We start from the raw sequence: 25,685 nt of genomic DNA on the forward strand, positions 1-25,685 counted from the left end.
CATGAAGAAAATATTAATTGCAAATCGAGGAGAAATAGCCATTCGTATAATGAAAACGGCTCAGAAAATGGGTATAAAAACAGTAGCCGTATTTTCTAAAGCAGATCGAAATGCACCACATGTTAAATTTGCAGATGAAGCCGTTTGCATTGGCGAACCACCATCCAACCAATCATATCTACGAGCCGATAAAATTATTGAAGTTGCTAAAAGCCTTAATGCCGATGCCATACATCCTGGCTATGGTTTTTTAAGTGAAAATGCCGCTTTTGCGGAAGCATGCGAGGCTAACAACATTATTTTTATTGGTCCAAAATCGAAAGCCATTAAAATAATGGGGAGTAAATTAGCTGCAAAAGATGCCGTAAAGCATTATAATATCCCAATGGTTCCAGGAATCGACGAAGCCATAACCAATGTTGAAAAAGCGAAAACCATTGCAAAAGAAATTGGGTTTCCTATTTTAATAAAAGCATCGGCAGGTGGTGGCGGAAAAGGCATGCGCGTTGTAGAGCAAGAAGCCGATTTAGAATCGCAGATGAATCGCGCTATAAGCGAAGCCACATCTGCATTTGGAGACGGCTCCGTTTTTATTGAGAAATATATAAGTTCCCCACGACATATAGAAATTCAAATTATGGCGGATAGTCATGGTAATGTGTTGCACTTTTTTGAAAGAGAATGCAGCATACAACGCCGTCATCAAAAGGTTATTGAAGAAGCTCCATCATGTATTTTATCGCCAGAACTTCGTGAAAAAATGGGAGAAGCCGCTATAAAAGTGGCCAAATCTTGTGATTACTTGGGAGCAGGAACTGTTGAGTTTTTATTAGATGAAAATCAAAATTTTTATTTTTTAGAAATGAATACACGTTTGCAAGTGGAACATCCGGTAACGGAACTTATTTCTGGAGTGGATCTAGTTGAACTACAAATAAAAATTGCACGAGGCGAAGCACTTCAAATAAAACAAGACGATTTAAAAATTAAAGGCCACGCATTAGAGTTAAGGATTTATGCCGAAGACCCATTAAATAATTTTCTGCCAAGCGTAGGTAACTTAGAAGTTTACAAACTACCCGAAGGTGATAACATTAGAGTAGACAACGGTTTTGAGCAAGGTATGGATATCCCTATCTATTACGACCCCATGTTGGCAAAATTAATAACCTACGGAAAAACGAGAGAAGAAGCCATTCAGTTAATGATAAAAGCTATTGATAATTATCACGTTGAAGGCGTACAAACCACATTAAATTTTGGAAAGTTTGTTTGTAACCATGAGGCTTTTCAATCTGGAAATTTCGATACGCATTTTGTAAAACAACATTATAATCCAGAAGCTATTAAAGCTGAATCGGAAACTGAAGCCAAAATTGCCGCACTAATTGCCGTTAAACAATATTTAGAAGACCAGAAGATTTTACGATTACCTATTAAGTAGGCAACATTAAAACCTCGGAATAACAAAAAAGCCATGGATTCAAAAGTAGACCAACTCAACAAACGTATTGCCGAAGCTCATTTAGGCGGCGGAAAAAAACGCATAGATAAACAACACGCCAAGAAAAAACTAACCGCGAGAGAACGTGTAAATTACATAATGGACCAAGGTTCTTTTGAAGAAACTGGTGCATTGGTAACGCACCGAACCACAGATTTTGGTATGGAAAACCAATTGTATTATGGCGATGGTGTTATTACAGGCTATGGCACTATTAATGGTAGATTGGTATATATTTACGCCCAAGATTTTACTGTTTTTGGTGGTGCCTTATCAGAAACTCATGCTGAAAAGATTTGTAAAATAATGGATTTGGCTGTAAAAGTAGGCGCTCCTATTATCGGTTTAAATGATTCTGGTGGCGCTCGAATTCAAGAAGGTGTACGCTCACTTGGTGGCTATGCCGATATTTTTTACAGAAATGTACAAGCCTCGGGAGTTATTCCTCAAATTTCGGCTATTATGGGGCCTTGTGCTGGTGGAGCAGTCTATTCTCCTGCCATGACGGACTTCACTTTAATGGTAGAAAACACAAGCTACATGTTTGTTACGGGTCCAAATGTTGTAAAAACGGTAACTAATGAAGAAGTAAGTAGTGAAGATTTGGGTGGCGCACAAACCCATGCCTCCAAATCGGGTGTTGCTCATAAAACCTCAGCAAATGATATTGAATGCTTAGATGATTTAAAAACACTTTTAAGTTATTTACCACAAAACAACACCGAAACCGCAAAGCCTTTAGATTATAATTTACAAGATGAAGTTCGAGATGTGCTCGCCACTATTGTTCCTGATAACTCAAATAAACCTTATGACATGCATCAGGTTATTTCGGGAATTATCGACACCGATTCTTTTTACGAAATACATAAAGATTATGCCGAAAATATTATTGTAGGTTTTGCTCGCTTAGGCGGAAAAAGTATTGGTATTGTTGCCAACCAACCGCAATTTCTTGCAGGAGTTTTAGATGTAAACAGTTCTAAAAAAGCAGCAAGATTTACACGTTTTTGCGATTGTTTTAATATACCATTGTTAGTGCTAGTAGATGTGCCTGGTTTTTTACCAGGAACAGATCAAGAATGGAATGGCATTATTGTAAACGGTGCTAAACTGTTATATGCCTTAAGTGAAGCTACAGTGCCACGAGTAACCGTAATTACCAGAAAAGCTTATGGTGGCGCTTACGACGTTATGAATTCTAAACACATTGGAGCCGACTTAAACTTTGCTTGGCCAGGTGCCGAAATTGCTGTTATGGGAGCCAAAGGTGCCAGTGAAATTATATTTAAAAAAGAAATTTCTAATGCCGAGAATCCTTCAGAAAAACTTGCAGAAAAAGAAGCCGAATACGCCGAAAAATTTGCAAATCCATACCGTGCTGCTCAACGTGGTTTTATAGATGAGGTTATTCTTCCTGAAGATACAAGAAGAAAATTAATTAAAGCTTTTGCTATGTTAGAAAATAAAGAAGTTAACGTTCCAAAACGTAAACACGGTAATATTCCGTTGTAACACTACAACATATTTACAATCTCGGCATTATACATAAAGGTGTCTTGCCAGCGCGCGTATCTAGCGTCCGGTTTTTCAGCAAATACTAAATATTGACATTTGCCAATACTTTCTGGCGTTCTAGTTACTTCAGCTAAATTATTATTTCTAAATAAAAATTCAGAGTCGTCTACAATACACATTTGTAGTCTATTTAAATTTACTGCATTTAAGTAAAACAATCTATTCAATCGCTTTGGTGTAGCAATTACAATATCGGTACCGTAATAGATTTCATCACGTTGATCGTCAATATTTTTTTCATCGTAAGCACAATAAACACGCAAATCGGTACCACGCTTATAGCTATTAAATTCTAACTCCAAATCTAATGCTGTTTGCTTGTCTTTTACAAAAATAAGGGCTCGTGGAGCATCTTCATGAGCGTTTTTCAGTTTCTGAATAACACTTATAATTATGCTCGATGTTTTCCCTGAACCTTTTGGCGCATAAACATACATGCTCGAACCACCTTTAATTCTGGACAAAATTTTCTTTTGAAGAGGCAATGGCGTTTCAATGCCTTTGGTTTTAAGCGTATCTTTTAATGGCTCAATTAGTTTTTTAAATGACATAAAATGAAGTTTCTTTTAATAGATTTTCAAAGATAGGCTTTTCATTATCTAAAAGAGAAACCTTAAAAACAAAAAAAGACGTTCATTACTGAACGTCTTTCTCTTTTACCTAAAAAATTAGGCTGCTATTAAAACTCTAAATCGGCAACTAAATCGAATTCATCGTAAATAGCCTTATCTTTCAAATCATCAAAAAAGCTTGCAGAACCATACTTTACACCGTATTTCGTTCTATCTACTTTTAAGTTTGCGGTTGCTTTATTTCCATAAATAGAAATTGTAAATTTTACTGAATTTGTTTTTCCTTTAATGGTTAATTTTCCAGTAACATCATACGAGTTTTTACCTGAAGCCTTGACCTCTATAAATTCTAAAGTTGATGTATTATGAGTTTCAACACCAAAGAAATCATCAGATTTTAAATGACCTTCAAGTTTTCCTTTATACTCGCCTTCTAAATCGGTAGATACTAAAGTTGTCATATCTATAGTGATGTTTCCGCCAATTAATTTATCGCCATCAAAATCTAAAGCACCAGACTTAATATCGATAGTACCTTCGTGAGAACCTGTAACTTTATAACCTTTCCAAACCACTTTACTACTTTCTGTTTTAATCTCTTTTTTATCCTTTTCAATAGTTGTAAAAGAAAATGTAAAAAGCGCTACAAAAGCAACAAGTGCTATATTTTTAATTGAATTTTTCATTGTGATATAAATTTATTTATCTGTTTATATATTATACCACAAAGGTGCGACGCTTTTAAAAACTATACATTGAAGTAGATTATTAAATGATGTTAATCTAGTTTAACATTTACTTTTATTCTGAAGTTATATTTTTTTTTAAGATGAAGAATTATTGGCTTTTTTGAGCCAGCTGACTTTTAATTTTACTAAGAAACTCTTTAGTAATACCAAGGTATGATGCCACTAAATATTGTGGAATACGTTTTTCTATTTTTGGATATTCTTTTTTAAAGATTATATAACGTTCTTTAGCAGTAAGACTAAAACTGCGCACAATTCGCTTTTGCGAAGCTGTATATGCACGCTCCACTATTTGTCTAAAAAACCGTTCTAGTTTAGGTATTTCGGTATATAATATTTCCGAATTATCGTAAAGAAACATAACAACTTCTGTATTCTCTAAACATAGCACATTATAATCGGCAGGTGTTTGCGAAATAAAACTCCCCATATCGGAAGTCCACCAATTTTCTATTGCAAAAGATAACACATGCTCCTGACCTTCTCTATCTAAATAAAAGGTTTTGGTACAACCCGAAATAACAAAACAAACATGTTTACACACATCGCCTTGCTGTATAATATATTGCCCTTTTAAATATTTTCTACAAACCACTTTAGACTTTAAAAACGCTTCTTCTTTAAGCGTTAAATCTACGTGGTTTTCTATATAATCTAAAAGCGGTTTTATATTCATTTATATGTAATTATTCGAATCAAATTTAGTGATAATATTATAACGTTAATAAATGTTAATTGAATACCTGTAGATTTATAATATTTTACCTTTGCCCGATGGAAAAAATCAAAAAAGTAAAGTTTGAATTCGTGGCTTTAATGGCATCCTTAATGTCTATTGTTGCCTTAACGATCGATGCGCTTTTGCCAGCTTTACCCGAAATTGGAGCCTCGCTAGGCGCTACAAGCTCAAGCCAGAATCAGCTTTTGATCACCATGATTTTTTTAGGCATCGGTTTTGGCCAACTTATTTTTGGACCTATTTCAGATAGTTTTGGTCGTAAACCCATTGTTTACGTTGGGTTTATTGTTTTTATTATTGCCAGTATTATTTGTGTAACAACAGAAAGTTACGAAATGATGCTTTTTGGACGTATTCTACAAGGTATTGGCTTGTCTTCACCAAGAAGTTTAAGTACCTCTATGGTGCGTGATGAATTTAGTGGCGATTACATGGCTAAAATTTTATCTTTTGTAGTTATGTTTTTCATTTTAGTCCCGGTTATAGCTCCTATGTTTGGTCAATTTTTAATGAACCTTTTTAATTGGCAAGCTATATTTTACTTCAACCTAATTTTTGGTTTAATCATCATGATTTGGTTTTGGCTGAGACAACCCGAAACTTTACCAAAAGAAAAACGTATAAAATTCTCTTCGCATCTATTTATCAATGGCGCTAAAGAGTTTTTTAAATATAAAGAATCTGTAGCATTTACTCTAGTTTCAGGTTTTATTACCGGCTCGTTTATGGTATATTTAAGTACCTCGCAACAAATTTTTCAAGAGCAATATGATTTAGCTGAAATGTTTCCATATATTTTTGCCAGTCTTGCGATCTCTATTGGTTTTGCCACATTTTTAAATAGCCAACTTGTTGAGCGATTTGGTATGATGAAAATTGCATATTACTCTACTCTAGCTTATGCTTTTATTTCGGTATTATATGTGGTTTTATTTTCATCTGGACAAAACCCAAGTATTTATACTCTTATCTCATTTTTAGCTTTACAGTTTTTTGCTGTTGGTTTTTTATTTGGAAATTTACGAGCATTAGCCATGCAACCTATCGGGCATATTGCAGGAATTGGAGCTGCAATAAATGGTTTTTTATCAACTGTTTTAGCGGTACCTATTGCACATTATATTGGCACTTTTGTAAAAACATCGGTTTTACCACTGTTTATTGGATTTTCTCTTTTTGGTATTTTATCTATTCTTGTTTTCGTTCTTTTAAGAAGAAAAACACGTTTAGCAGCCGCATAAAACGCATCTTTTTTAGATCATAAAACCACATAAACTATAGGGTTTAACATTTCCACCAAAAGGTTAATACTTTCATATTTTTAAATAATACCATTTTTGAATATAAATTTATCATCAATTTCGGGAATAACCTGCATTTTCATAGGGCATTTCATCAATAAAATAGCATTCTAACTTTACATTGCATAAGCTTCCGCACCAATAAAAACTTTCGTAATTTTGCTAGCTTATAAGTTTCACTTAGTAATATAAAAATTAAGACATGAGTAAAATTATGACCGTCGACATTCTGTCGAGTATTAAAGGTGCACAACCCTCCGAGGCTGTCAACAAATTATTTGATGTGATTAAAAATGCACAGCCAACAAATAATAATACCTTTAATAATAATCATAATAATTCGGTCTCAATAAACGATTTAAGAGACGATGTTGTTATTGAAAGTTCTGCAATTGAAAAACAGATAATCATCGAAAACTTTCCGAAGGAAAAAAACGGATATTTAGTAGTCTCTAAAGTGATAGAAGAATAAATATGGATTCTCAAATACTCAAAATCCATCAGCAATTGGTGGATAAAGAAATAACTTGCACAGCATTAGTGCAAGACAAATTAGCCCAATTAAAACAAAATACGCACAACACGGTTAACGCCATGTTAGATACTATGGCGCTAGATTTAGCAGCCAAAGTAGATGCTAAAATTGCCAACGGCGAAACTATTGGTTTGCTAGAAGGCATTCCTTTTGGTATTAAAGATGTTTACATGGTTCAGGGCACGCTAACAACGGCGAGTTCTAACCTGTTAAAAAACTACAAAGCTGCATATACGGCAACGGCCATTCAAAATTTATTGAATGCAGGAGCTATTCCTTTGGTAAAAGAAAATTGCGATAGTTTTGGTCATGGTTCATCTTCAGAAAACACCATTTTTGGCGCGGTAAAAAACGCTATAAACCCCGATTTAGTTGGTGGTGGTTCTAGTGGTGGTTCTGCAGTAAACGTTGCAAAAAATTACACCGTTTTTTCTATTGGTGGAGATACAGGAGGTTCGGTTCGCCAACCTGCTGGCTACAATAATGTTTATGGTTTAAAACCAAGTTACGGTCGTATTTCTCGTTATGGTTTAATGGCTTATGCATCGTCTACAGACTGCGTTGGACCTATTGCACAATCTATCGAAGATATTCGTATTGTGCTAAACGTAATGAGTGGCAAAGATATTAAAGATCAAACCTCTTACGCTTCCGCGGAAATATCTCAGGCGCAACTTTTAAATTCCGAAGGTATCAAAACCGTTGGATACTTTAAAAACTTTATTGAAAGCCCAGCGATTGATCCCAAAGTAAAAGCTGATTTTTTACAAGCTATCGAAAAAATTAAAGCAAAAGGTATTGAAGTTAAAGCATTAGACTTCTTTGAATCTGAAACTTTAGTATCTACATATTATACTTTGGCTATGGCCGAAACCGCTTCAAACCTATCGCGTTTAGACGGTACAAATTACGGTAACAGAATTGAAGGTGATAATCTAAAAGAAACCTATTCGGTAACACGTTCGGAGAATTTTTCCGAAGAAACAAAACGCCGTATCGTTGGTGGAAATCAAGTATTATCTCAAGGATTTTCCGATGAAATTTATTTGAAAGGTTTAGCACTTCGCGATACCATTTCGGCTAATTTCGAAGATGATTTTAAAAATGTAGATATCATACTTTCACCGGTAACACCAAATACGCCTCCAAAAATTGGCGACAGTTTAAAAGATCCGCACGCCATGTATTTATCCGATGCTTACACGGTTGGTTTTAGTTTAGGGCAATTACCCACTTTAACTGTTCCACAAGGTACAGCAACTGGTTTACAAATTACAGCAGCAAAACATAATGACGAACTCGTTTTGAAGTTTGCTAACTTCTTAAAAGATACGATATAATGGAATTAGAGCAATTAAACGAGCTACTTAAAAAGCACGAATTAGAGTTAGTAATCGGTCTGGAAACACACGTACGATTAAACACAAAATCAAAATTATTCTGTTCTTGTCCAAACGAAGAAATAGATACACCTAACCAAAACATTTGTTCGGTTTGTACTGGCCAAATGGGTGTTTTACCATCTATTAACAAAGAAGCTATTACAAAGGCTATTTACTTTGGTAAAGCGGTAAAATCTACGTTTGAAAACGAAGTGATTTCTTGGGATAGAAAACATTACGAATACCCAGACAACCCGAAAAACATACAAATTACACAGTTTCATAATCCTGTTATTCCTGACGGACAAGTATCTTGTTTCAGAAATGATGGATCGCAATTTACGGTGAATTTAACGCAAGTTCACATTGAGGAAGATGCTGCGAAATTGATGCATGAGAAAAAAATATCTCTAGTTGATTTCAACAAAGCAGGTGTTCCACTTATTGAAATTGTTACAGAACCTTGTATTCGCCATATTGAAGATGCTTCAACCTATGCGCAATACATTCAGCGTATTGTTCAAAACTTAAAAATATCTGAAGCTAACCTTGAAAAAGGAGAGTTTAAATCGGATGTTTCTGTATCGCTTCGTAAAAAACAGAGCTACGAACTAAACCCGAGAACTGAGATTAAAAACTTAAACTCGTTTAAGTTTATGATTGATGCTTTGAAGGAAGAAGTAGAAAAGCAACTTAATTATTACGTAGAGAATAAAGCTTTTAGACCAGACCAAACTACGGTGCTTTGGGATGCCGATTTAAAGCAAACTAAAACCATGCGAAAAAAGGAATTTGAGGCCGATTACCGTTTTATTTCGGAGCCAGATTTACCTTTTGTAAGCATTAAAGACGTTGTAGAATCTATTGATGTTGATTTAAGCACACTCCCTTTTGCTGTAGAATCTATTTTAATAAAGGGTGGTGTTTTACCACAGGATGCTAAGTTTTTTACAGCCGATTCATTACGTTCGGAAACCTTTGTTGCGATTAATAATGAATTGAAAGATCCATCATTCGTTGCAAAAACGTTAACCAATAATATTAAAGCAGAAGACTATACAAGCATTGAAAATATTGCTGACTTTATAGAAATTTTTAGCTTATTTAAAAACGAAAATGTAACGCCTGTTTTAGCTCAAAACGCTATTAAGTCGTTGTTAGAAGATTCAAAATTCGATTACAAAACGTATTTTGAAGCCAATACTATTTCCGAAGAAAAAATAGAGAATGCCATTGCTAAAGTCATTTCTGAAAATGAAGCTGTTGCCAATGATATTAAATCTGGAAACCAAGGAAAAGCTGGTATTTTAGTAGGAAAGGTAATTGCTATAATTGGTAAAGGTGCTTCAGGAAAAGTAATTCGTGAAGGGATTTTAAAACAAGTTCAAACTTCTGGAGCTAATATTGAAGCCGTTGCCGCTAGTCAACAACCTGAAACGAACAAAGTTCAAACTGTAAAACAAAAAGAAGAGGAAGTTCTACCAGAAATTCCTTTAATTATAAAAGACGAATATAGAACGCATTTAATCTCAGATGTATCTGAAGATAACATTGCAGAAACGGTTACTTTTTCTGGATGGGTTTCTTCTGTACGAGATCATGGTGAATTAATGTTTATTGATTTACGCGATTCGAGTACTCAAATTTTCCAAGTCCGTTTAAGCCGAGAATCTTTCGCCAATTTAGACGAGCTTGTAAAACTTAAGCCAGAATCTGTTATTACCGTGACTGGTACTATTGTTCAACGTAAAGAAGACGACTATAATGCGGCTTTAAAAACAGGAACTATAGAATTAGAAGCAACCGATTTAGATATCTTGAACCTCTCTAAAACGCTTCCTTTTGAAATTAAACGCGCTACAAAAACAAATGAAAATGTTCGTTTTCAATATAAATATTTAGATCACAGAAATGATGATGTACGTCGTGTAATCGTGAATCGCCATAAGGTGATTAAAATGATGCGTGATATTTTAGACGATCAAGAATTCCTTGAAATTGAAACCCCTATTTTAAGCGCTGGTACCGATGAAGGCGCTCGTGAGTTTATTGTACCAACTCGTAAACAAGCTGGCGCATTTTACACGTTACCACAAGCCCCACAACAGTTTAAACAAATGTTGATGGTTAGTGGTTATGAGAAATATTTCCAAATTGCACGTTGTTTTAGAGATGAAGATTCTCGTGGTGATCGCCAACCAGAATTTACACAGCTCGATATAGAAATGGCTTACGCGAGTATGCAACAAATTATCGATTTAAACACGAAAATGTTTAACGCGATTGTGAAGAAAATTTATGGTAAAAAATGGGTTTTACATCCGTTTGAAGTAATTACATATAAGGAAGCCATGGATTTTTACGGTTGCGACCGTCCAGATTTACGTTTCGGATTAAAATTACAAGATATTACAGAAATTGTAAAAGACACCAGTTTCCAAGTATTTAGCAAACCTATTGATGAAGGTGGTATTGTAAAATGTATAAAAGTTTCTGCCGAAGAACAAGGCAAAAAACGTTTATCTAAAGGACAAATTGAAAAACTTACCGGCATTGCACAACAACATGGTTTAGGCGGTTTAGCATATATTATTGTAAATGAAAATGATTTACAATCGCCAATTATCAAGTTTTTAGGTGAAGATATTGCTGCTGGAATTATAAAAACTACCAACGCTCAAGTTGGTGATATTGTGTTTTTCTCGGCTGCCGATTATGAAACAGCTAACAAAGCTTTGGATGCGGTGCGCCAAGAGTTAGGAAGCATGTTACGTTTGATTAACCCTAAAGAATTACGACCTGCTTGGGTGGTAGATTTTCCGATGTTTGAAAAAACAGATGAAGGCCGTTGGACGTTTACGCACAACCCGTTCTCAATGCCTGCAATATATGATATTGAGAAGCATATGAATGGTAACGAAGATGAAATTGGAAGCATTATTGCACAGCAATATGATTTAATTCTGAATGGTTACGAAATTGGAGGAGGCTCTGTTCGTGCACACAAACCAGAAATTTTAGAAGCCACATACAAGAATATGGGTTACAACAAGGAAGAAATGCTTAAAAGCGTTGGTACTATGTATAAAGCCTTCCATTATGGAGCACCACCACACGGCGGAATTGCTTGGGGTGTAGACCGATTAATGATGATTTTAGAGAAAAAAGCATCTATTAGAGAGGTTATGGCATTTCCAAAAACAGGAACTAGTGAAGATTTACTTTTTGGAGCACCTTCATTATTATCTGATAGAAAAATAGAAGAAATGAATGTTAAAGTGATGCGCAAGTAGCACTTTTAAATTTCATTTAAAATAAAACTAAAAGCTTCAGTTAATTCTGAGGCTTTTTTTGTTATAAAGAACTAAGAGACAACATTAACAAACATCGAAAAAACTAGAGATACTAAAGTAACCAAGCGAATACAATCACCTCACAACCAAAAATTATTAACAAACAACTACCACACTACTTCTCCTCTGCCATATAATACAGACGCTTTAAGCTTCTTTTAAGCATGGAGAACCTGTACACTCCAATAATAAAAAATAAGACACTAAAAACTAAACCGATAATAGTTAAATATTTAAAGTTTGGAAATTCTTTAACCTGATACAAAGCGAGACTTCCTAAGAGTAAATAAAGCGACGAACGTATGTAGGATAGCAATGTGCGTTCATTTGCTAAACGTGTACGTTCTATGGCTAGGTAATCTCGTAGAATAACTTGTTGATCGGGTTTAAAATCGCGACCAAAACTTAAAAGTTTCATGTTTCTAAATTTTCATATAAAAATACATATTTTTCATCGAAATCTAATTAATCGCATGATTTACAATTCAAATTAAAAAAGGTTAACCAAGTATTGTTAACTTTAGCAAAGTAAAACGACTGTTTAAAATCAAAAAAAACATTTAAAATTAAAATCATGAAAAAAACAACCCTATTAACAAGTCTTGTATTTGTATTCGCACTTTTATTATCAACAAATGTAAGCGCACAAAAATTCGCGAAATTAGACAAAAGCCCAATGGATGCTGCTGCTTTCCCTACAAATTACAAAGAGGCTAATAAATTAATAAAAATAATTTATAGCCGTCCACAACTTAAAGGAAGAGACTTAGCAACTTTAGCACCAAATGGTAAAGTTTGGAGAGTTGGAGCAAACGAAGCTGCAGAATTAACACTTTTTACAGATATGAAACTTGGAGATTCTAGTGTTAAAGCTGGAACATATACTTTTTATTTAATTCCTGACGAAAAAGAATGGACTGCAATAATCAGTACAGATTTAAATGTTTGGGGTTCTTATTTTTATAATGAAGCTAACGATGTTGCACGATTATCTGTACCAGTAACTTCTGGAAAAGATTTAGATGCTTTCTCAATTGTTTTTGATGAAGCTGATGGTGCAATCAACATGCATTTAGGTTGGGGAACTACTCGTATAGCAGTACCTTTTACTAAATAAGAAAAATATAATTTTATTAAATAATAATAAAATCCCGAAAGCATAAGTTTTCGGGATTTTTTATACTCTTAAATCTAGTCGAAATACTTCATTTATAAAAAAAACAAAATGGACTAAATGGTAACTCTTTCAACAGTTGCTTTACTATAAACTTCTGTTAAACAAAATTGCCAATTACTTAAAAACATTACCTTTGCAATTAATTATGAAGCAAGTATTCCATAAAATAATGTCTTTTGCAATGGCTTTTGTAGTGTTATTCTCTACACTGTCATTCACTATGAACATGCATTATTGTGGCGATACTTTAGTAGAAACTGCATTGTTTAACAAAGCAGAAGGTTGCGGCATGAAAATGGAAAAACCTGCAACTAAAAAATGTTCTATTACAAAGAAAAACTGCTGTAATGATGAACAATTAGTAGTTGATGGTCAAAATGAGCTTAAGCTTAATTTAGATCAAATATCTTTTGAGCAACAGTTTTTTATTGCTTCATTTGTTTACACCTATAGCACTCTTTTTGAAGGTGTCGAAAATAACACCGCTACGTTTGAAACGTATCACCCACCACTCGTCAGAACGCAAATCTTTAAGTTAGACGAGACGTATTTAATCTGATTTTAAAACAATAGACTGTATTATCCAGTGATTTATATCATTTGGATAATGTACTGTATTCGGTGTTTTCCTATTTGGAATAACATCCCTTTCTAATTGTTTTAAACATCAAACTTTATGCTAAATAGAAGCATTAAATTTCTAATAGAAAATAAACTCGTAGCCGTATTATTACTCGTCCTTTTTATTGGTTGGGGAACTGTAAATGCACCATTTAATTGGGATACTGGCTTTTTACCAAACGACCCTGTTGCTGTAGATGCCATTCCTGATATTGGCGAAAATCAACAAATTGTATTCACAAAATGGGATGGTCGATCGCCTCAAGATATTGAAGATCAAATTACCTATCCATTAACCTCTTCCCTATTGGGAATTCCTGGAGTAAAAACCATTCGTAGCTCGTCTATGTTTGGATTCTCTAGTATCTACGTCATTTTTGAAGAAGATGTTGAGTTTTACTGGAGTCGTAGTCGTATTTTAGAAAAGCTAAATTCTTTACCAAGTAACTTATTGCCAGAAGGTATAAATCCTGCTTTAGGACCGGATGCTACAGGTTTAGGGCAAATATTTTGGTACACTTTAGAAGGTCGAGACACAGACGGAAACGTGACTGGTGGTTGGGACTTACAAGAACTAAGAAGCATTCAAGATTACTATGTAAAATACGGTTTATCTTCTGCTAGTGGTGTTGCTGAAGTCGCTTCTATTGGTGGTTATGTTCAAGAATATCAAGTCGATGTTAATCCCGAATTAATGCGTCAATACAATATTGGTTTAAACCAAGTTGTAAAAGCGGTTAAAAATAGTAATCAAGACATTGGTGCCCAAACATTAGAGATTAATCAAGCGGAATATTTAGTGCGTGGTTTAGGCTATGTAAAATCTGTTGAAGATATTGAAAATGCTGTAGTGACTTCCGCCGACTTTACGGCTATTAAAATTAAAGATATTGGTAAGGTTACGCTAGGTCCTGCTGCACGAAGAGGAATTTTAGACAAAGAAGGTGCAGAAGTTGTTGGTGGTGTTGTAGTAGCAAGATATGGCGCCAATCCTATGGAAGTCATTACCAATGTAAAAGCTAAAATTAACGAATTAAAAGGTGGTTTACCTTCTAAGGTTTTAGCAGATGGACGTACATCGCAATTAACGGTGGTTCCTTTTTACGATCGTACAGAATTGATTGTAGAAACCTTAGACACCCTTAACGAAGCATTGACATTAGAGATATTAATTACCATTTTGGTGATTATAATAATGGTTTTTAATTTAAGAGCTTCCATTTTAATTTCAGGATTATTACCAGTTGCAGTCTTAATGGTTTTTGTTGCCATGAAACTATTTGACGTAGATGCCAATATTGTTGCGCTTTCTGGTATTGCTATTGCTATTGGAACTATGGTTGATGTTGGCGTCATACTTGCCGAAAATATGATTCGACACCTCGATGATGATGCTTTAAGACTTCGCGAAGATGGTACAGCATACACTATAAATGAGGTTATTTACAACGCTACTGCGGAAGTATCTGGTGCTATTTTAACTGCAGTTTTAACTACCATTATCAGTTTTGTACCTGTATTTACGATGATTGGTGCCGAAGGAAAATTATTTAGACCCTTAGCCTTTACTAAAACGATGGCATTATCAGCCTCTTTGGTGATCGCCTTGTTTTTAATTCCACCTTTTGCAGCGTATTTATTCAGAAAAACAACATTAAAAAATTCCTTCAGATATTTTTTAAATGGCGTTTTAATACTTGCGGGAATTGCAATTATTATTTACGGCTTTTGGTTAGGATTACTCTTAGTCGCTTTTGGTATCACTGGTTTACTAGGTGTTTTAGAGAGATTAGATAAGAAAAAAATAAACTTAATAAATATTATTATTTCCTCGATTGCAATTGTATTTCTATTGGCCGAATATTGGAGACCATTAGGTTTTAACCGCAGTATCATTGTCAATCTTATTTTTGTTGCTATTATTTGCTTCGGAATTTTAGGTGTGTTTTCTGTTTTTAGAAGGTATTATAGTCAGATTCTAAACTGGGCTCTAACCAATAAAGTATTGTTTTTAATAATTCCTGGGACTATTCTTGTATCTGGATTTTGGATTATGAAAAATACAGGAAAAGAGTTTATGCCTTCCTTAAATGAAGGCTCATTTTTATTAATGCCAACCTCCTTGTCTCATGCTGGTGTTGAAGAAAACAAACGTGTACTTCAGCAATTAGACATGGCGGTTGCGACTATTCCAGAAATTGAAACTGTAGTCGGAAAAGCTGGTAGAACAGATTCACCTTTAGATCCTGCACCTTTATCCATGTATGAAAACATGATTCAATATAAATCGGAATACATGCGCAATTCCGAAGGAAAAAGACAGCGTTATAAAGTGAATGCTGACGGGTTGTTTGAATTGAAAGATAATGTCATTCCGACAGAGCGAGGCACGAGTGACGAGGAATCTCATCAAGAGATTTTTCACGCTGTTCAGAATGACAAAAAAGGACGTTTTATTCCTTCTGGAACATCTATTAAAGCAGATCAACTTATCGAAGATAACAACGGTGAATATTACAGAAACTGGCGACCAGAAATTAAAACTCCTGATGATATTTGGAACGAAATTGTACGTGTCACCAAATTACCAGGCGTGACGTCTGCACCAAAATTACAACCTATTGAAACCCGATTGGTCATGCTACAAACCGGTATGCGTGCGCCAATGGGAATAAAAGTAAAAGGTCAAGATTTAAAACAAATTGAAGCGTTTGGCTTAGAATTGGAACGACTACTAAAACAAGCGGAAGGTGTTAAAATAGAAGCTGTTTTTGCAGATAGAATTGTTGGTAAACCTTACTTGCTAATTGATATCGACAGAGAAAAAATAGCACGTTATGGTATTTCAATAGCAGATGTACAAAGTGTTTTAAAAGTAGCCATTGGTGGTATGGCATTAACACAAACCGTTGAAGGACGAGAACGTTATGCTGTAAGAGTACGTTACCCAAGAGAGTTACGTGGTAATCCGGAAGATATAAAAGACATTTATATTCCTGTAGAAACGGGTAGTCCTGTTCCTTTAAGTGAATTGGCAACCATTAAATACGAGCAAGGTCCACAAGTCATAAAAAGTGAAGACACCTTTTTAGTTGGGTATGTCTTGTTTGATAAATTGGATGGTTTTGCAGAGGTTGATGTTGTAGAAAATGCACAAGCCTTGTTTCAACAAAAAATAGAATCTGGAGATCTAATTGTTCCAAAAGGAATCAGTTACAAATTTACTGGTACTTATGAGAATCAATTACGTGCAGAAAAAACATTGACTGTGGTTGTTCCGTTAGCATTGGCTATCATCTTTTTAATACTTTATTTTCAGTTTAAATCTGTTAGCACATCATTAATGGTATTTACCGGAATTACCGTGGCATTTACTGGTGGTTTTATCATGATTTGGCTATATGGCCAAGATTGGTTTTTCAACTTTAGCTTGTTTGGCGAGAATATGCGAGACCTCTTTAACATGAAAACCATTAATTTAAGTGTTGCCGTTTGGGTTGGTTTTATTGCACTATTTGGTATTGCTACCGATGATGGTGTGGTTATGGCCACCTACCTAACACAAACTTTTGATCGCGAAAAACCTGCTGATAAAAAAAGTATTAGAGCTGCTGCTTTACATGGTGCCGAAAAACGTATTCGTCCGTGTTTAATGACTACAGTAACCACCATTTTAGCGTTGTTACCCGTTTTAACATCCACCGGTAAAGGAAGTGATATCATGATTCCGATGGCAATTCCAATATTTGGAGGGATGGTTATTGACATTACCTCCTACTTTATTATCCCGGTTTTATATAGCTGGAGAGAAGAGTTTAAATTAAAAAGAGCAAACAAATGAATAGAATAATTTTAATACTGATAGGTCTTTTAACGGTTAGTTTTTCTAATGCTCAAGAATTAGAAAAACACATAGAAGAGGCTTTAAATAATAATCCTGAAATTCAAAAATTCGAGATGCAGTATAGCATTGCTGCCGAAAAAATGAATGAAGTTAACACGCTTCCAAACACCGATTTTAGTGCTGGCTATTTTGTAAGTGAACCAGAAACACGCACAGGAGCACAACGTTTTAAAGTTTCAGCAAAGCAAATGTTGCCTTGGTTTGGGACTATTACTTCGCGCGAAAATTATGTAAGCGCATTGGCTGATGCAAAATATGAAGACATTGTAATTGCTAAACGAAAGCTTGTTGCTTCGGTGTCGCAATCGTATTATAATCTTTACGCTAATAAAGCAAAGCAAGTAGTTTTAAACGAGAATATTAAATTATTAGACACCTACGAAACATTAGCTTTAACCTCTGTTGAAGTTGGTAAAGCATCTGCAGCAGATGTATTACGATTGCAAATGCGTCAGAATGAAATGCAACAATTATTAGACATCTTAAGTCAACAATTTTTAGCAGAGCAAACTAATTTTAATAAGCTACTAAATCGGGATAAAACTATTGCTGTAAATGTTGTAAATGCATTGCATATGCCTTCAGAAGATTTTGAAATAAATTTGGAAAATTTAGTATTACATCCAGAATTGTTGAAGTATGATAAACTGTTTGCTTCCGTAGAAAAATCAGAACTAGTAAATCAGAAAGAAAGCAATCCAATGATTGGTTTTGGTTTAGATTATATCGCCATTTCAGAAAGACCAAATATGAATTTTAATGATAACGGAAAGGATATAGTTATGCCAATGGTTTCGGTTTCAATCCCAATATTCAACAAGAAATACAAATCACAAACCAAACAAAACAAATTGCAACAACAAGAAATTGAATTTCAAAAACAAGACCGTTTAAATACATTAGAAACACTTTTAGACAAAGCAATAAACGATAGGAAATCGGCTAGAATAAGTTACAATACACAAGTAAAAAACTTAAAACAAGCTAAGGATGCCGAATCGATTTTAGTAAGAAGTTACGAAACAGGAACTATTGATTTTAATGATGTTTTAGATATTCAAGAATTGCAATTGAAGTTTCAAATGAATCAAATCGATTCTATTAAAAGTTACTATTTACAAACGACAATTATTAATTATTTAATTCAATAATAATGAAACATACATATCACATACACGGAATGACTTGCAACGGATGTCGTAGTCATGTGGAAGACACCCTTTCAAAAGTAAAAGGTGTTTTAAAAGCTACAGTTGATTTAGAAAAAGCAGAAGCTACGATAGAAATGGATTCACATATCGCCTTAGAAACCTTTCAGGAGGCTTTAAAAAACGATGGTGGCCGATACAGGATACATAATTTAGGAGACCATAATCATGCTAAGGACAATAGTAATACTTCCGTAGACATAAAAAAAGGACATGGTACCGGTACTTTTTACTGTCCTATGCATTGCGAAGGCGATAAAACCTATGATAAATCTGGCGATTGCCCAGTATGCGGAATGGATTTAGTGGAAGAACAAAACCTATCAAATACCACAACAACACAATGGACGTGCCCAATGCATCCTGAAGTTATTAAAGACGAACCCGGAGCGTGTCCCATTTGCGGAATGGATTTAGTACCATTGGAAGCAGATGCTTCAGCAGAAGATAAAACCTATAATAAACTATTAAAAAAGTTTTGGATTGCAGTCGCTTTTACTGTGCCCATATTTTTAATAGCCATGTCAGAAATGCTTAGCAATAATCCGTTGTATACTGTTTTAGAGCAAAAAACATGGAATTGGATCCAGTTTGTATTGTCTATTCCTGTTGTGTTTTATGCCACATGGATGTTTTTTACACGTGCTTGGACTTCAATTAAAACAAGAAACTTTAACATGTTTACGCTTATCGGAATAGGTTCTGGTATTGCCTGGTTATTTAGTGTATTCGCTATGTTATTTCCAGACGTATTTCCTGCAGATTTTAAAACCGCAGATGGCAATGTTTTTGTGTATTTTGAAGCTGCAACAGTGATTCTAACTTTAGTATTATTAGGACAACTATTAGAAGCAAAAGCGCATAGTCAAACTAGTGGTGCAATAAAGGAATTACTAAAATTAGTACCCGCAACCGCAACATTGGTAACAGAAGGCGAAGACAAAGTTATTGCAATTGATAAGATTGAACAAGGCAATTTATTACGTGTAAAACCTGGAGAGAAAATACCCGTAGATGGTAGTATTATTGAAGGACAGAGTAGTATTGACGAATCTATGATTACCGGAGAACCTATTCCTGTTGATAAAATTGTAGCCGATAAAGTAACCTCAGGAACCATAAATGGCACAAAGTCGTTTGTAATGAAAGCTGAAAAAGTAGGTTCGGAAACATTACTGTCTCAAATCATTCATATGGTTAATAACGCCAGTCGTTCTAAAGCACCAATACAGAAACTGGCAGATAAAATTGCTAAGTATTTTGTACCTACCGTATTACTAGTTTCTATAATTACCTTTATTCTTTGGGCAGTCTTTGGTCCAGAACCAGCGTATGTATTTGCGTTTGTAAATGCCATTGCTGTATTAATTATTGCCTGTCCTTGTGCTTTAGGATTAGCAACACCAATGTCTGTTATGGTTGGTGTTGGTAGAGGTGCACAATCTGGTGTCTTAATTAAAAATGCAGAAGCTTTAGAGACAATGAATAAAGTAGATGTGCTTATTGTAGATAAAACAGGAACGATTACAGAAGGAAAACCATCTGTTGAAAAAGTGATTACTGTGACTAAAATTGAACAAGAGCTACTACTCCACTATATTGCTTCTTTAAATCAATACAGCGAGCATCCTTTAGCAGAAGCTATTGTCAATTATGGTAAATCAAAACAAGTCGCTATTACCAAAGTAAACGATTTTGAAGCGGTAGCAGGAAAAGGCGTTATTGGTACTATTGATAATAAAAAAGTAGCTTTAGGAAATGCTAAATTATTAGAGCAATACTCTGTTTCTATATCAGAAAGTTTAGCTAGTCAAGTAATTGCAGAGCAAGAACAAGGAAAAACAGTGTCTTACATCACCGTAAAAAATGAAGCTGTAGGATATGTTACTATTTTTGATGCTATTAAAAAGACAAGTCAAGAGGCTATAAAACAACTTCAGGACAATGGTATTGACGTTATTATGCTTACTGGTGACAATAAAAACACAGCTAAAGCAGTCGCAAAACAATTAAAACTAAAACATTATAAAGCAGAATGTCTTCCAGAGGATAAACTAAACGAAATAAAAAAATTGCAGCAGCAAGGAAAAGTAGTTGCTATGGCTGGAGATGGTATTAATGATGCACCAGCTTTAGCACAGTCGGACGTTGGTATTGCAATGGGAACAGGAACCGATGTTGCTATTGAAAGTGCTACAATTACTTTAGTTAAAGGAGATTTACAAGGCATTGTAAAAGCTAAAAACTTAAGTCATGGTGTGGTTAAAAACATACAACAAAACTTGTTTTTTGCTTTTGTTTATAATGTTATCGGAGTACCAATTGCAGCAGGAATATTATATCCATTTTTCGGATTGTTATTATCTCCAATGATTGCTGCTTTAGCAATGAGTTTTAGTTCAGTATCAGTAATAGCCAATGCATTACGTTTAAGAAATATTAAAATATAGTCAAATGAAAAAATATATAATTTATACAGCAATATTAGCGGTTGGGTTACTATTGGGATGGTTTCTTTTTGGAGGTACTTCTAATACTGAAACAGAACATAAGCATGATAATGCAGCAGAAACTAACCAAATGTGGACTTGCTCTATGCATCCACAAATAATGCAACCCGAATCTGGCCCATGCCCTATTTGTGGTATGGATTTAATTCCTGCAGAAAATAGCGCTAAAGGGTTATTAGCCGACCAGTTTAAACTATCTGAAAACGCTATGGCATTAGCCAATATTCAAACGTCAATAGTTGGTAATGGTAATACGGAAGATAATGCCATAACATTATCAGGTAAAATTGTAGAAAACGAAGACAATACAGCCATACAACCTGCGCATTTTGACGGAAGAATAGAAAAATTATATGTCAAGTCTTTAGGCGAAAAGGTTAATAAAGGACAAGCTATTGCTAAAATTTATTCGGCAGCTTTAATTGCAGCACAGCAAGAATTGATAACGACCTATAGTATTAGAGCATCCCAGCCACAGTTATACAAAGCAGTGCAAAACAAGTTTAAAAACTGGAAAATTCATGGTTCTCAATTAGACGACGTTTTAAAAACGGGACAAGTAAAAACAAGTTTTACAATCTATTCTCATGTGTCTGGTATTGTTACAGAAATTGCGGTGAGTGATGGTGCGCATATTATGGATGGAAAACCCATTTTTAAAGTTTCTAATTTAGCAACAGTTTGGGCAAATTTTGATGTGTATGAAAACCAAATTAGTCAATTCAAAAAAGGACAAAATATTGACGTTGTGACTAATGCTTACGCGAATAAAGTATTTAAAGGTACTGTAGATTTTATAGATCCTATTTTAGATACTAGAACTAGAACTGTAAAATTACGAGTAGTACTTAATAACAAAGACCAAATATTAAAACCTGGCTTGTTTGTAGAAGGGAAAATAAAAGGAATCACTACAAGTAAATCCGATGTTTTATCTATACCAACAACAGCCGTGTTATGGACAGGAAAACGCTCTGTAGTCTATATTAAATCGAATCCAAATGAACCTGTTTTTGAAATGCGTGAAATTACATTAGGTACTCAAATTGGTGATAAGTATCAAGTTTTAGAAGGTTTAAACACTGGTGATGAAGTGGTAACCAACGGAACCTTTACAGTAGATGCTGCTGCACAGTTACAAGGCAAAAAATCTATGATGAATAAAAAAGGAGGTAAAGTTATGACTGGCCATGAAGGCCATTTAGGAATGGAAACGACCACAAATACAACGCGTCAAAAAGGCCCTAACACGGAACGAATAGACGTTTCAAAACAATTTCAGAATCAATTAAAAGTCGTCTTTAATGATTATATCCAATTGAAAGAGGCTTTACTTAAAGATGATATAAACACTATTAAAGCAGAATCAAAACAACTATTGAATGATTTGCCTAAAGTAGACATGACATTACTAACAAGCCAAGAGGCACATAAACAATGGATGTCACTTGAAAATGAACTAAAAACTGTTACTACTTCACTTTCAAATACTTCAGAAATTGAAGATCTAAGAGGTCATTTTAAAAATCTGTCCTCAAAATTAACAGACGCCATTGAAGTTTTTGGAATAAACGAAAAAGTGTATAACCAGTTTTGTCCTATGGGAGATAATAACAAAGGTGCTTTTTGGTTGAGTAAGGAAGAAAAAGTAATCAATCCTTATTTTGGAGGTAAAATGCTGACTTGCGGAGAGGTAAAACAAATTATAAACTAATTAATAACCAAAATTTAAAACAATGAACTTTTCAAAGAAAAATCACAAACACAAAATTATTAATATGAACAACGTGAGTAAAAAAGTAATTTTAAGCTTAGCTATTATGGCTACAATGGGTTTAGTAAGTTGTAAAAATGAAACTAAACAAGAAACAGAAACAACAACCGAAGTCTCTAAAGCTATGGCCAATGCAGAGGTTTCTTTTGGAGTAAGAGGAAATTGCGGTATGTGTAAAAGCACAATCGAAAAGGCTGCAAAGAAAGTGGAAGGTGTCGCAAATGCCGTTTGGGATGTTGAAAAAAAGAAAATTGATGTCGCTTTTGATGATACTAAAACAGACGCCATGTCAATACACAATGCTATTGCTGCTTCTGGTTACGATACAGATAAGGTTTTGGGTAGCGAAGATGCTTACAAGGGTTTACCAGCATGCTGTCAATATGATCATGATATGCCTCTCAACCAATAAAAACAACTACGAATAGTATAAAACCAAAAAAACCGATTCAAAAATGAATCGGTTTTTTTATGGTGGTGCCTCCAGGAATCGAACCAGGGACACAAGGATTTTCAGTCCTTTGCTCTACCAACTGAGCTAAGGCACCATTGCTTTGCTAAGCGGTTGCAAATATATACTCAATTTTCGTTTCTGCCAAAGGTTTTTTTATAAAAATTCAAAATATTTTATATTCAACTGATGTTCTTCGTTTTACAAATGAAATTAATTTTCAATATTATAAAATAATTAAGATTTAATTTCGTGTTGCTTTTGTAATTTTACGTTTTTATATGTTTATGTATTTAATAATAGATGTTGGCAATTCGTTTGTAAAGCTTGCTGTTTTTGAGAATGACACTCTTAAAAGCAAACAAGTTGTAAAGCTAAATGATGTTATAAAAGAAGTTAAATCTTTAAGGAAGAAATATTTAGAAATTGAAAAAGCTATAATTTCATCGGTTGGAAGATTAACTGAAAGTGACACTTTAGTATTAAGTACGCTTTTCGATCTTACTATTTTAAATAGCGAAACAAAACTTCCGTTTACCAACTTATACCAAACACCAAAAACTCTAGGAGTAGATCGTATGGCTTTAGTTTGCGCGGCCGTTAAACAATTCCCAAAACAAAACACATTAATTATTGATGCTGGTACTTGCATTACTTACGATTTTGTAAACGCCAATAATGAGTATTTAGGTGGCGCAATTTCCCCCGGTTTACGTATGCGTTATGCATCATTGAATAATTTAACGGCAAATTTACCGTTACTAAATACAGAAATGCCTGAATCTATTATTGGAGATTCAACTAAATCATCCATACACTCAGGTGTTGTTCATGGTGTTTTAAATGAAATTGACGGAAATATTGCAGACTATAAAGAAAAATATTTAGATTTAACAATTATTTTAACAGGTGGCGATACTAATTTCTTGTCTAAACAATTAAAAAGTAGCATATTTGCCAACTCTAATTTCCTTTTAGAAGGACTTTACTATATTTTAAAATTTAACTCAATTTAATGATAAAAAAACTTGTACTCGTTTTTATTGCAATAATTGCAATGCAAAGTTACGGACAAGAAGGAACGGCATCTCCGTATTCTTTTTATGGTATTGGAAGCCTTAAATTTAAAGGAACAGTGGAAAACAGAAGTATGGGTGGCTTAAGCATCTATACTGATAGTATACACGTTAACCTAAGAAACCCGGCATCTTATGCAGGCAAAAACTTAGATATATTAAACAATGAAAGCCGACCAGTAAAATTTACAGTTGGTGGAACATATAATAGTACAACCTTAAAGAGTGACACAAGCAAAGACAATGCATCGTCCTCTACCTTCGATTATTTAGCTATGTCTATCCCAATGGGAGATTTTGGTTTTGGTTTTGGTGTTATGCCCTACACAGCTGTTGGTTATAAACTAGAAGCTTATAATGACGATGGTGAAACTATATCTAATAGATTTAGAGGTGAAGGTGGTTTAAATAAGGCTTTTTTAGGTTTTGGTTATCAAATTAGTGAAGGGTTCAGCGTTGGTATAGATTTTCAATATAATTTCGGAAACACCCAAAATAGCACCATCGAATATGTTTACGATAGCGAAGGAAACCCTGTGCAATACCAGGCTAGAGAAAATAACAGATCGGATTTAAGCGGACTAAACATTAACTTAGGAGCATCGTACAGAACCATGCTAACCGAAAAATTAGAACTTATTTCTGGAATTACTTATACACCCGAAAGTAACTTATCTTCTAAAAACCAACGTTCTTTTTCTACAATAACAACAATTGCAAGTGGATCTGAATTTGCTTTAAATACTATTGAAAGTGATTTAGGAGATTTAACAGAAACAGAATTAGTACTACCATCTAAACTTACTTTTGGAGTTGGTATTGGCCAACCAAGAAAATGGTTTGTAGGTATAGAATCTGAATATTTAAAAACAAGTGACTTCACAAATGCGTTATATAGTAATGGCGCAACCTACGAAGATCAATCTGCAATTAAACTTGGTGGATTTTTTATTCCGAAGTACAATTCTTTCTCAAGTTACTTACAACGTGTAGTTTACAGAGCCGGTGTACACTTCGAGAACACAGGTTTAAATATAGAAAATGAATCGATAAACGAGTTTGGCATGTCTTTTGGATTAGGATTACCAGTTGGAAGTTTTTTCTCGAATGCTAATTTAGGTGTAGAAGTTGGTAAACGCGGTACCACAAACAGTAATTTAATACAAGAGAATTTCATTAATTTCCAATTAAGTTTATCTTTGAACGATAGATGGTTCAGTAAAAGAAAATTTGACTAACAACATAAAATTT

Annotated in this window: 18 protein-coding genes, 1 tRNA gene and 2 pseudogenes; 16 read left to right on the forward strand and 5 right to left on the reverse strand. The window is 34.3% G+C overall.

Annotated elements, in window-relative coordinates; all coding sequences use genetic code 11:
* Position 1 precedes the first annotated feature (1 nt).
* The gene (gene accC / locus DFQ06_RS18615; RefSeq protein WP_074939624.1) at positions 2 to 1,444 is read left to right on the forward strand and encodes an acetyl-CoA carboxylase biotin carboxylase subunit; all 1,443 of its coding nucleotides are present in this window, start codon (positions 2 to 4) and stop codon (positions 1,442 to 1,444) included.
* 33 nt (positions 1,445 to 1,477) lie between these two features.
* The gene (locus DFQ06_RS18620) at positions 1,478 to 3,019 is read left to right on the forward strand and encodes an acyl-CoA carboxylase subunit beta (RefSeq protein WP_133969332.1); all 1,542 of its coding nucleotides are present in this window, start codon (positions 1,478 to 1,480) and stop codon (positions 3,017 to 3,019) included.
* A gap of 2 nt (positions 3,020 to 3,021) precedes the next feature.
* On the opposite strand, the gene DFQ06_RS18625 is transcribed toward DFQ06_RS18620, so the two are convergent.
* From DFQ06_RS18625 to DFQ06_RS18635, 3 genes are all read right to left on the reverse strand, one after another.
* Positions 3,022 to 3,633 (reverse strand): DEAD/DEAH box helicase, encoded by a 612-nt coding sequence (locus tag DFQ06_RS18625; protein WP_042499837.1) that lies wholly within the window; start codon positions 3,631 to 3,633, stop codon positions 3,022 to 3,024.
* 128 nt (positions 3,634 to 3,761) lie between these two features.
* Positions 3,762 to 4,340 carry a YceI family protein gene (locus tag DFQ06_RS18630; RefSeq protein ID WP_133969334.1) on the reverse strand — a complete coding sequence of 193 codons (579 nt, stop codon included), beginning with the start codon at positions 4,338 to 4,340 and terminating at the stop codon, positions 3,762 to 3,764.
* Positions 4,341 to 4,491: 151 nt separating this feature from the next.
* Positions 4,492 to 5,079, reverse strand: a complete 588-nt coding sequence (locus DFQ06_RS18635; protein ID WP_133969336.1) for a Crp/Fnr family transcriptional regulator — start codon at positions 5,077 to 5,079, stop codon at positions 4,492 to 4,494.
* 98 nt (positions 5,080 to 5,177) lie between these two features.
* Between DFQ06_RS18635 and DFQ06_RS18640 the strand changes: the two genes are divergently transcribed.
* The 5 genes and pseudogenes from DFQ06_RS18640 to aspS all read left to right on the forward strand — a co-directional run.
* On the forward strand, positions 5,178 to 6,383 hold the full coding sequence (locus DFQ06_RS18640) for a multidrug effflux MFS transporter (RefSeq protein WP_042505696.1): 1,206 nt from the start codon (positions 5,178 to 5,180) through the stop codon (positions 6,381 to 6,383).
* A gap of 262 nt (positions 6,384 to 6,645) precedes the next feature.
* Entirely contained in the window at positions 6,646 to 6,915 is a 270-nt protein-coding gene (locus tag DFQ06_RS18645) for an Asp-tRNA(Asn)/Glu-tRNA(Gln) amidotransferase subunit GatC (RefSeq protein ID WP_174564437.1), read from the forward strand.
* 2 nt (positions 6,916 to 6,917) lie between these two features.
* Entirely contained in the window at positions 6,918 to 8,318 is a 1,401-nt protein-coding gene (locus DFQ06_RS18650; RefSeq protein ID WP_133969338.1) for an amidase family protein, read from the forward strand.
* Positions 8,318 to 9,688 (forward strand): annotated as a pseudogene (gene gatB / locus DFQ06_RS19675) (Asp-tRNA(Asn)/Glu-tRNA(Gln) amidotransferase subunit GatB); the annotation flags it as partial. The gene DFQ06_RS18650 and the pseudogene gatB, both read left to right, overlap by 1 nt.
* 135 nt (positions 9,689 to 9,823) lie before the next feature.
* Positions 9,824 to 11,653: pseudogene (gene aspS / locus DFQ06_RS19680) on the forward strand (aspartate--tRNA ligase); the annotation flags it as partial.
* Between the two features lie 175 nt (positions 11,654 to 11,828).
* Here the strand turns inward: aspS and DFQ06_RS18660 are convergent.
* The gene (locus DFQ06_RS18660) at positions 11,829 to 12,131 is read right to left on the reverse strand and encodes a DUF202 domain-containing protein (RefSeq protein WP_042499842.1); all 303 of its coding nucleotides are present in this window, start codon (positions 12,129 to 12,131) and stop codon (positions 11,829 to 11,831) included.
* A gap of 156 nt (positions 12,132 to 12,287) precedes the next feature.
* On the opposite strand from DFQ06_RS18660, the gene DFQ06_RS18665 reads away from it, so the two are divergent.
* The 7 genes from DFQ06_RS18665 (at position 12,288) to DFQ06_RS18695 (ending at position 23,319) form a co-directional block, all read left to right on the forward strand.
* Entirely contained in the window at positions 12,288 to 12,830 is a 543-nt protein-coding gene (locus DFQ06_RS18665) for a DUF2911 domain-containing protein (protein ID WP_133969342.1), read from the forward strand.
* Positions 12,831 to 13,035: 205 nt separating this feature from the next.
* Positions 13,036 to 13,449 (forward strand): HYC_CC_PP family protein, encoded by a 414-nt coding sequence (locus tag DFQ06_RS18670; protein ID WP_133969344.1) that lies wholly within the window; start codon positions 13,036 to 13,038, stop codon positions 13,447 to 13,449.
* 117 nt (positions 13,450 to 13,566) lie between these two features.
* Positions 13,567 to 17,352, forward strand: a complete 3,786-nt coding sequence (locus tag DFQ06_RS18675) for an efflux RND transporter permease subunit (RefSeq protein ID WP_133969346.1) — start codon at positions 13,567 to 13,569, stop codon at positions 17,350 to 17,352.
* Positions 17,349 to 18,566 carry a TolC family protein gene (locus DFQ06_RS18680; RefSeq protein WP_133969348.1) on the forward strand — a complete coding sequence of 406 codons (1,218 nt, stop codon included), beginning with the start codon at positions 17,349 to 17,351 and terminating at the stop codon, positions 18,564 to 18,566. The genes DFQ06_RS18675 and DFQ06_RS18680 overlap by 4 nt, the downstream gene beginning before the upstream one ends.
* A 2-nt stretch (positions 18,567 to 18,568) precedes the next feature.
* Complete coding sequence (locus DFQ06_RS18685; RefSeq protein WP_133969350.1) at positions 18,569 to 21,073, forward strand: heavy metal translocating P-type ATPase; 2,505 nt, start codon at positions 18,569 to 18,571, stop codon at positions 21,071 to 21,073.
* 4 nt (positions 21,074 to 21,077) lie between these two features.
* Positions 21,078 to 22,847 (forward strand): efflux RND transporter periplasmic adaptor subunit, encoded by a 1,770-nt coding sequence (locus tag DFQ06_RS18690; RefSeq protein ID WP_133969352.1) that lies wholly within the window; start codon positions 21,078 to 21,080, stop codon positions 22,845 to 22,847.
* A gap of 64 nt (positions 22,848 to 22,911) precedes the next feature.
* A complete protein-coding gene (locus DFQ06_RS18695) occupies positions 22,912 to 23,319 on the forward strand; it encodes a heavy-metal-associated domain-containing protein (RefSeq protein ID WP_235833581.1) in 408 nt (135 codons plus the stop codon).
* Positions 23,320 to 23,379: 60 nt separating this feature from the next.
* Here the strand turns inward: DFQ06_RS18695 and DFQ06_RS18700 are convergent.
* A tRNA-Phe gene (locus DFQ06_RS18700) sits at positions 23,380 to 23,455 on the reverse strand.
* Positions 23,456 to 23,645: 190 nt separating this feature from the next.
* Here DFQ06_RS18700 and DFQ06_RS18705 point away from each other — a divergent pair.
* The gene (locus tag DFQ06_RS18705) at positions 23,646 to 24,374 is read left to right on the forward strand and encodes a type III pantothenate kinase (protein WP_074939589.1); all 729 of its coding nucleotides are present in this window, start codon (positions 23,646 to 23,648) and stop codon (positions 24,372 to 24,374) included.
* A complete protein-coding gene (locus tag DFQ06_RS18710) occupies positions 24,374 to 25,672 on the forward strand; it encodes a BamG family beta-barrel-assembly machinery protein (RefSeq protein WP_042505684.1) in 1,299 nt (432 codons plus the stop codon). The genes DFQ06_RS18705 and DFQ06_RS18710 overlap by 1 nt, the downstream gene beginning before the upstream one ends.
* Positions 25,673 to 25,685: the final 13 nt, after the last annotated feature.

The sequence above is a fragment of the Algibacter lectus genome, from assembly GCF_004368925.1.
Classification (GTDB): Bacteria; Bacteroidota; Bacteroidia; order Flavobacteriales; family Flavobacteriaceae; genus Algibacter; species Algibacter lectus.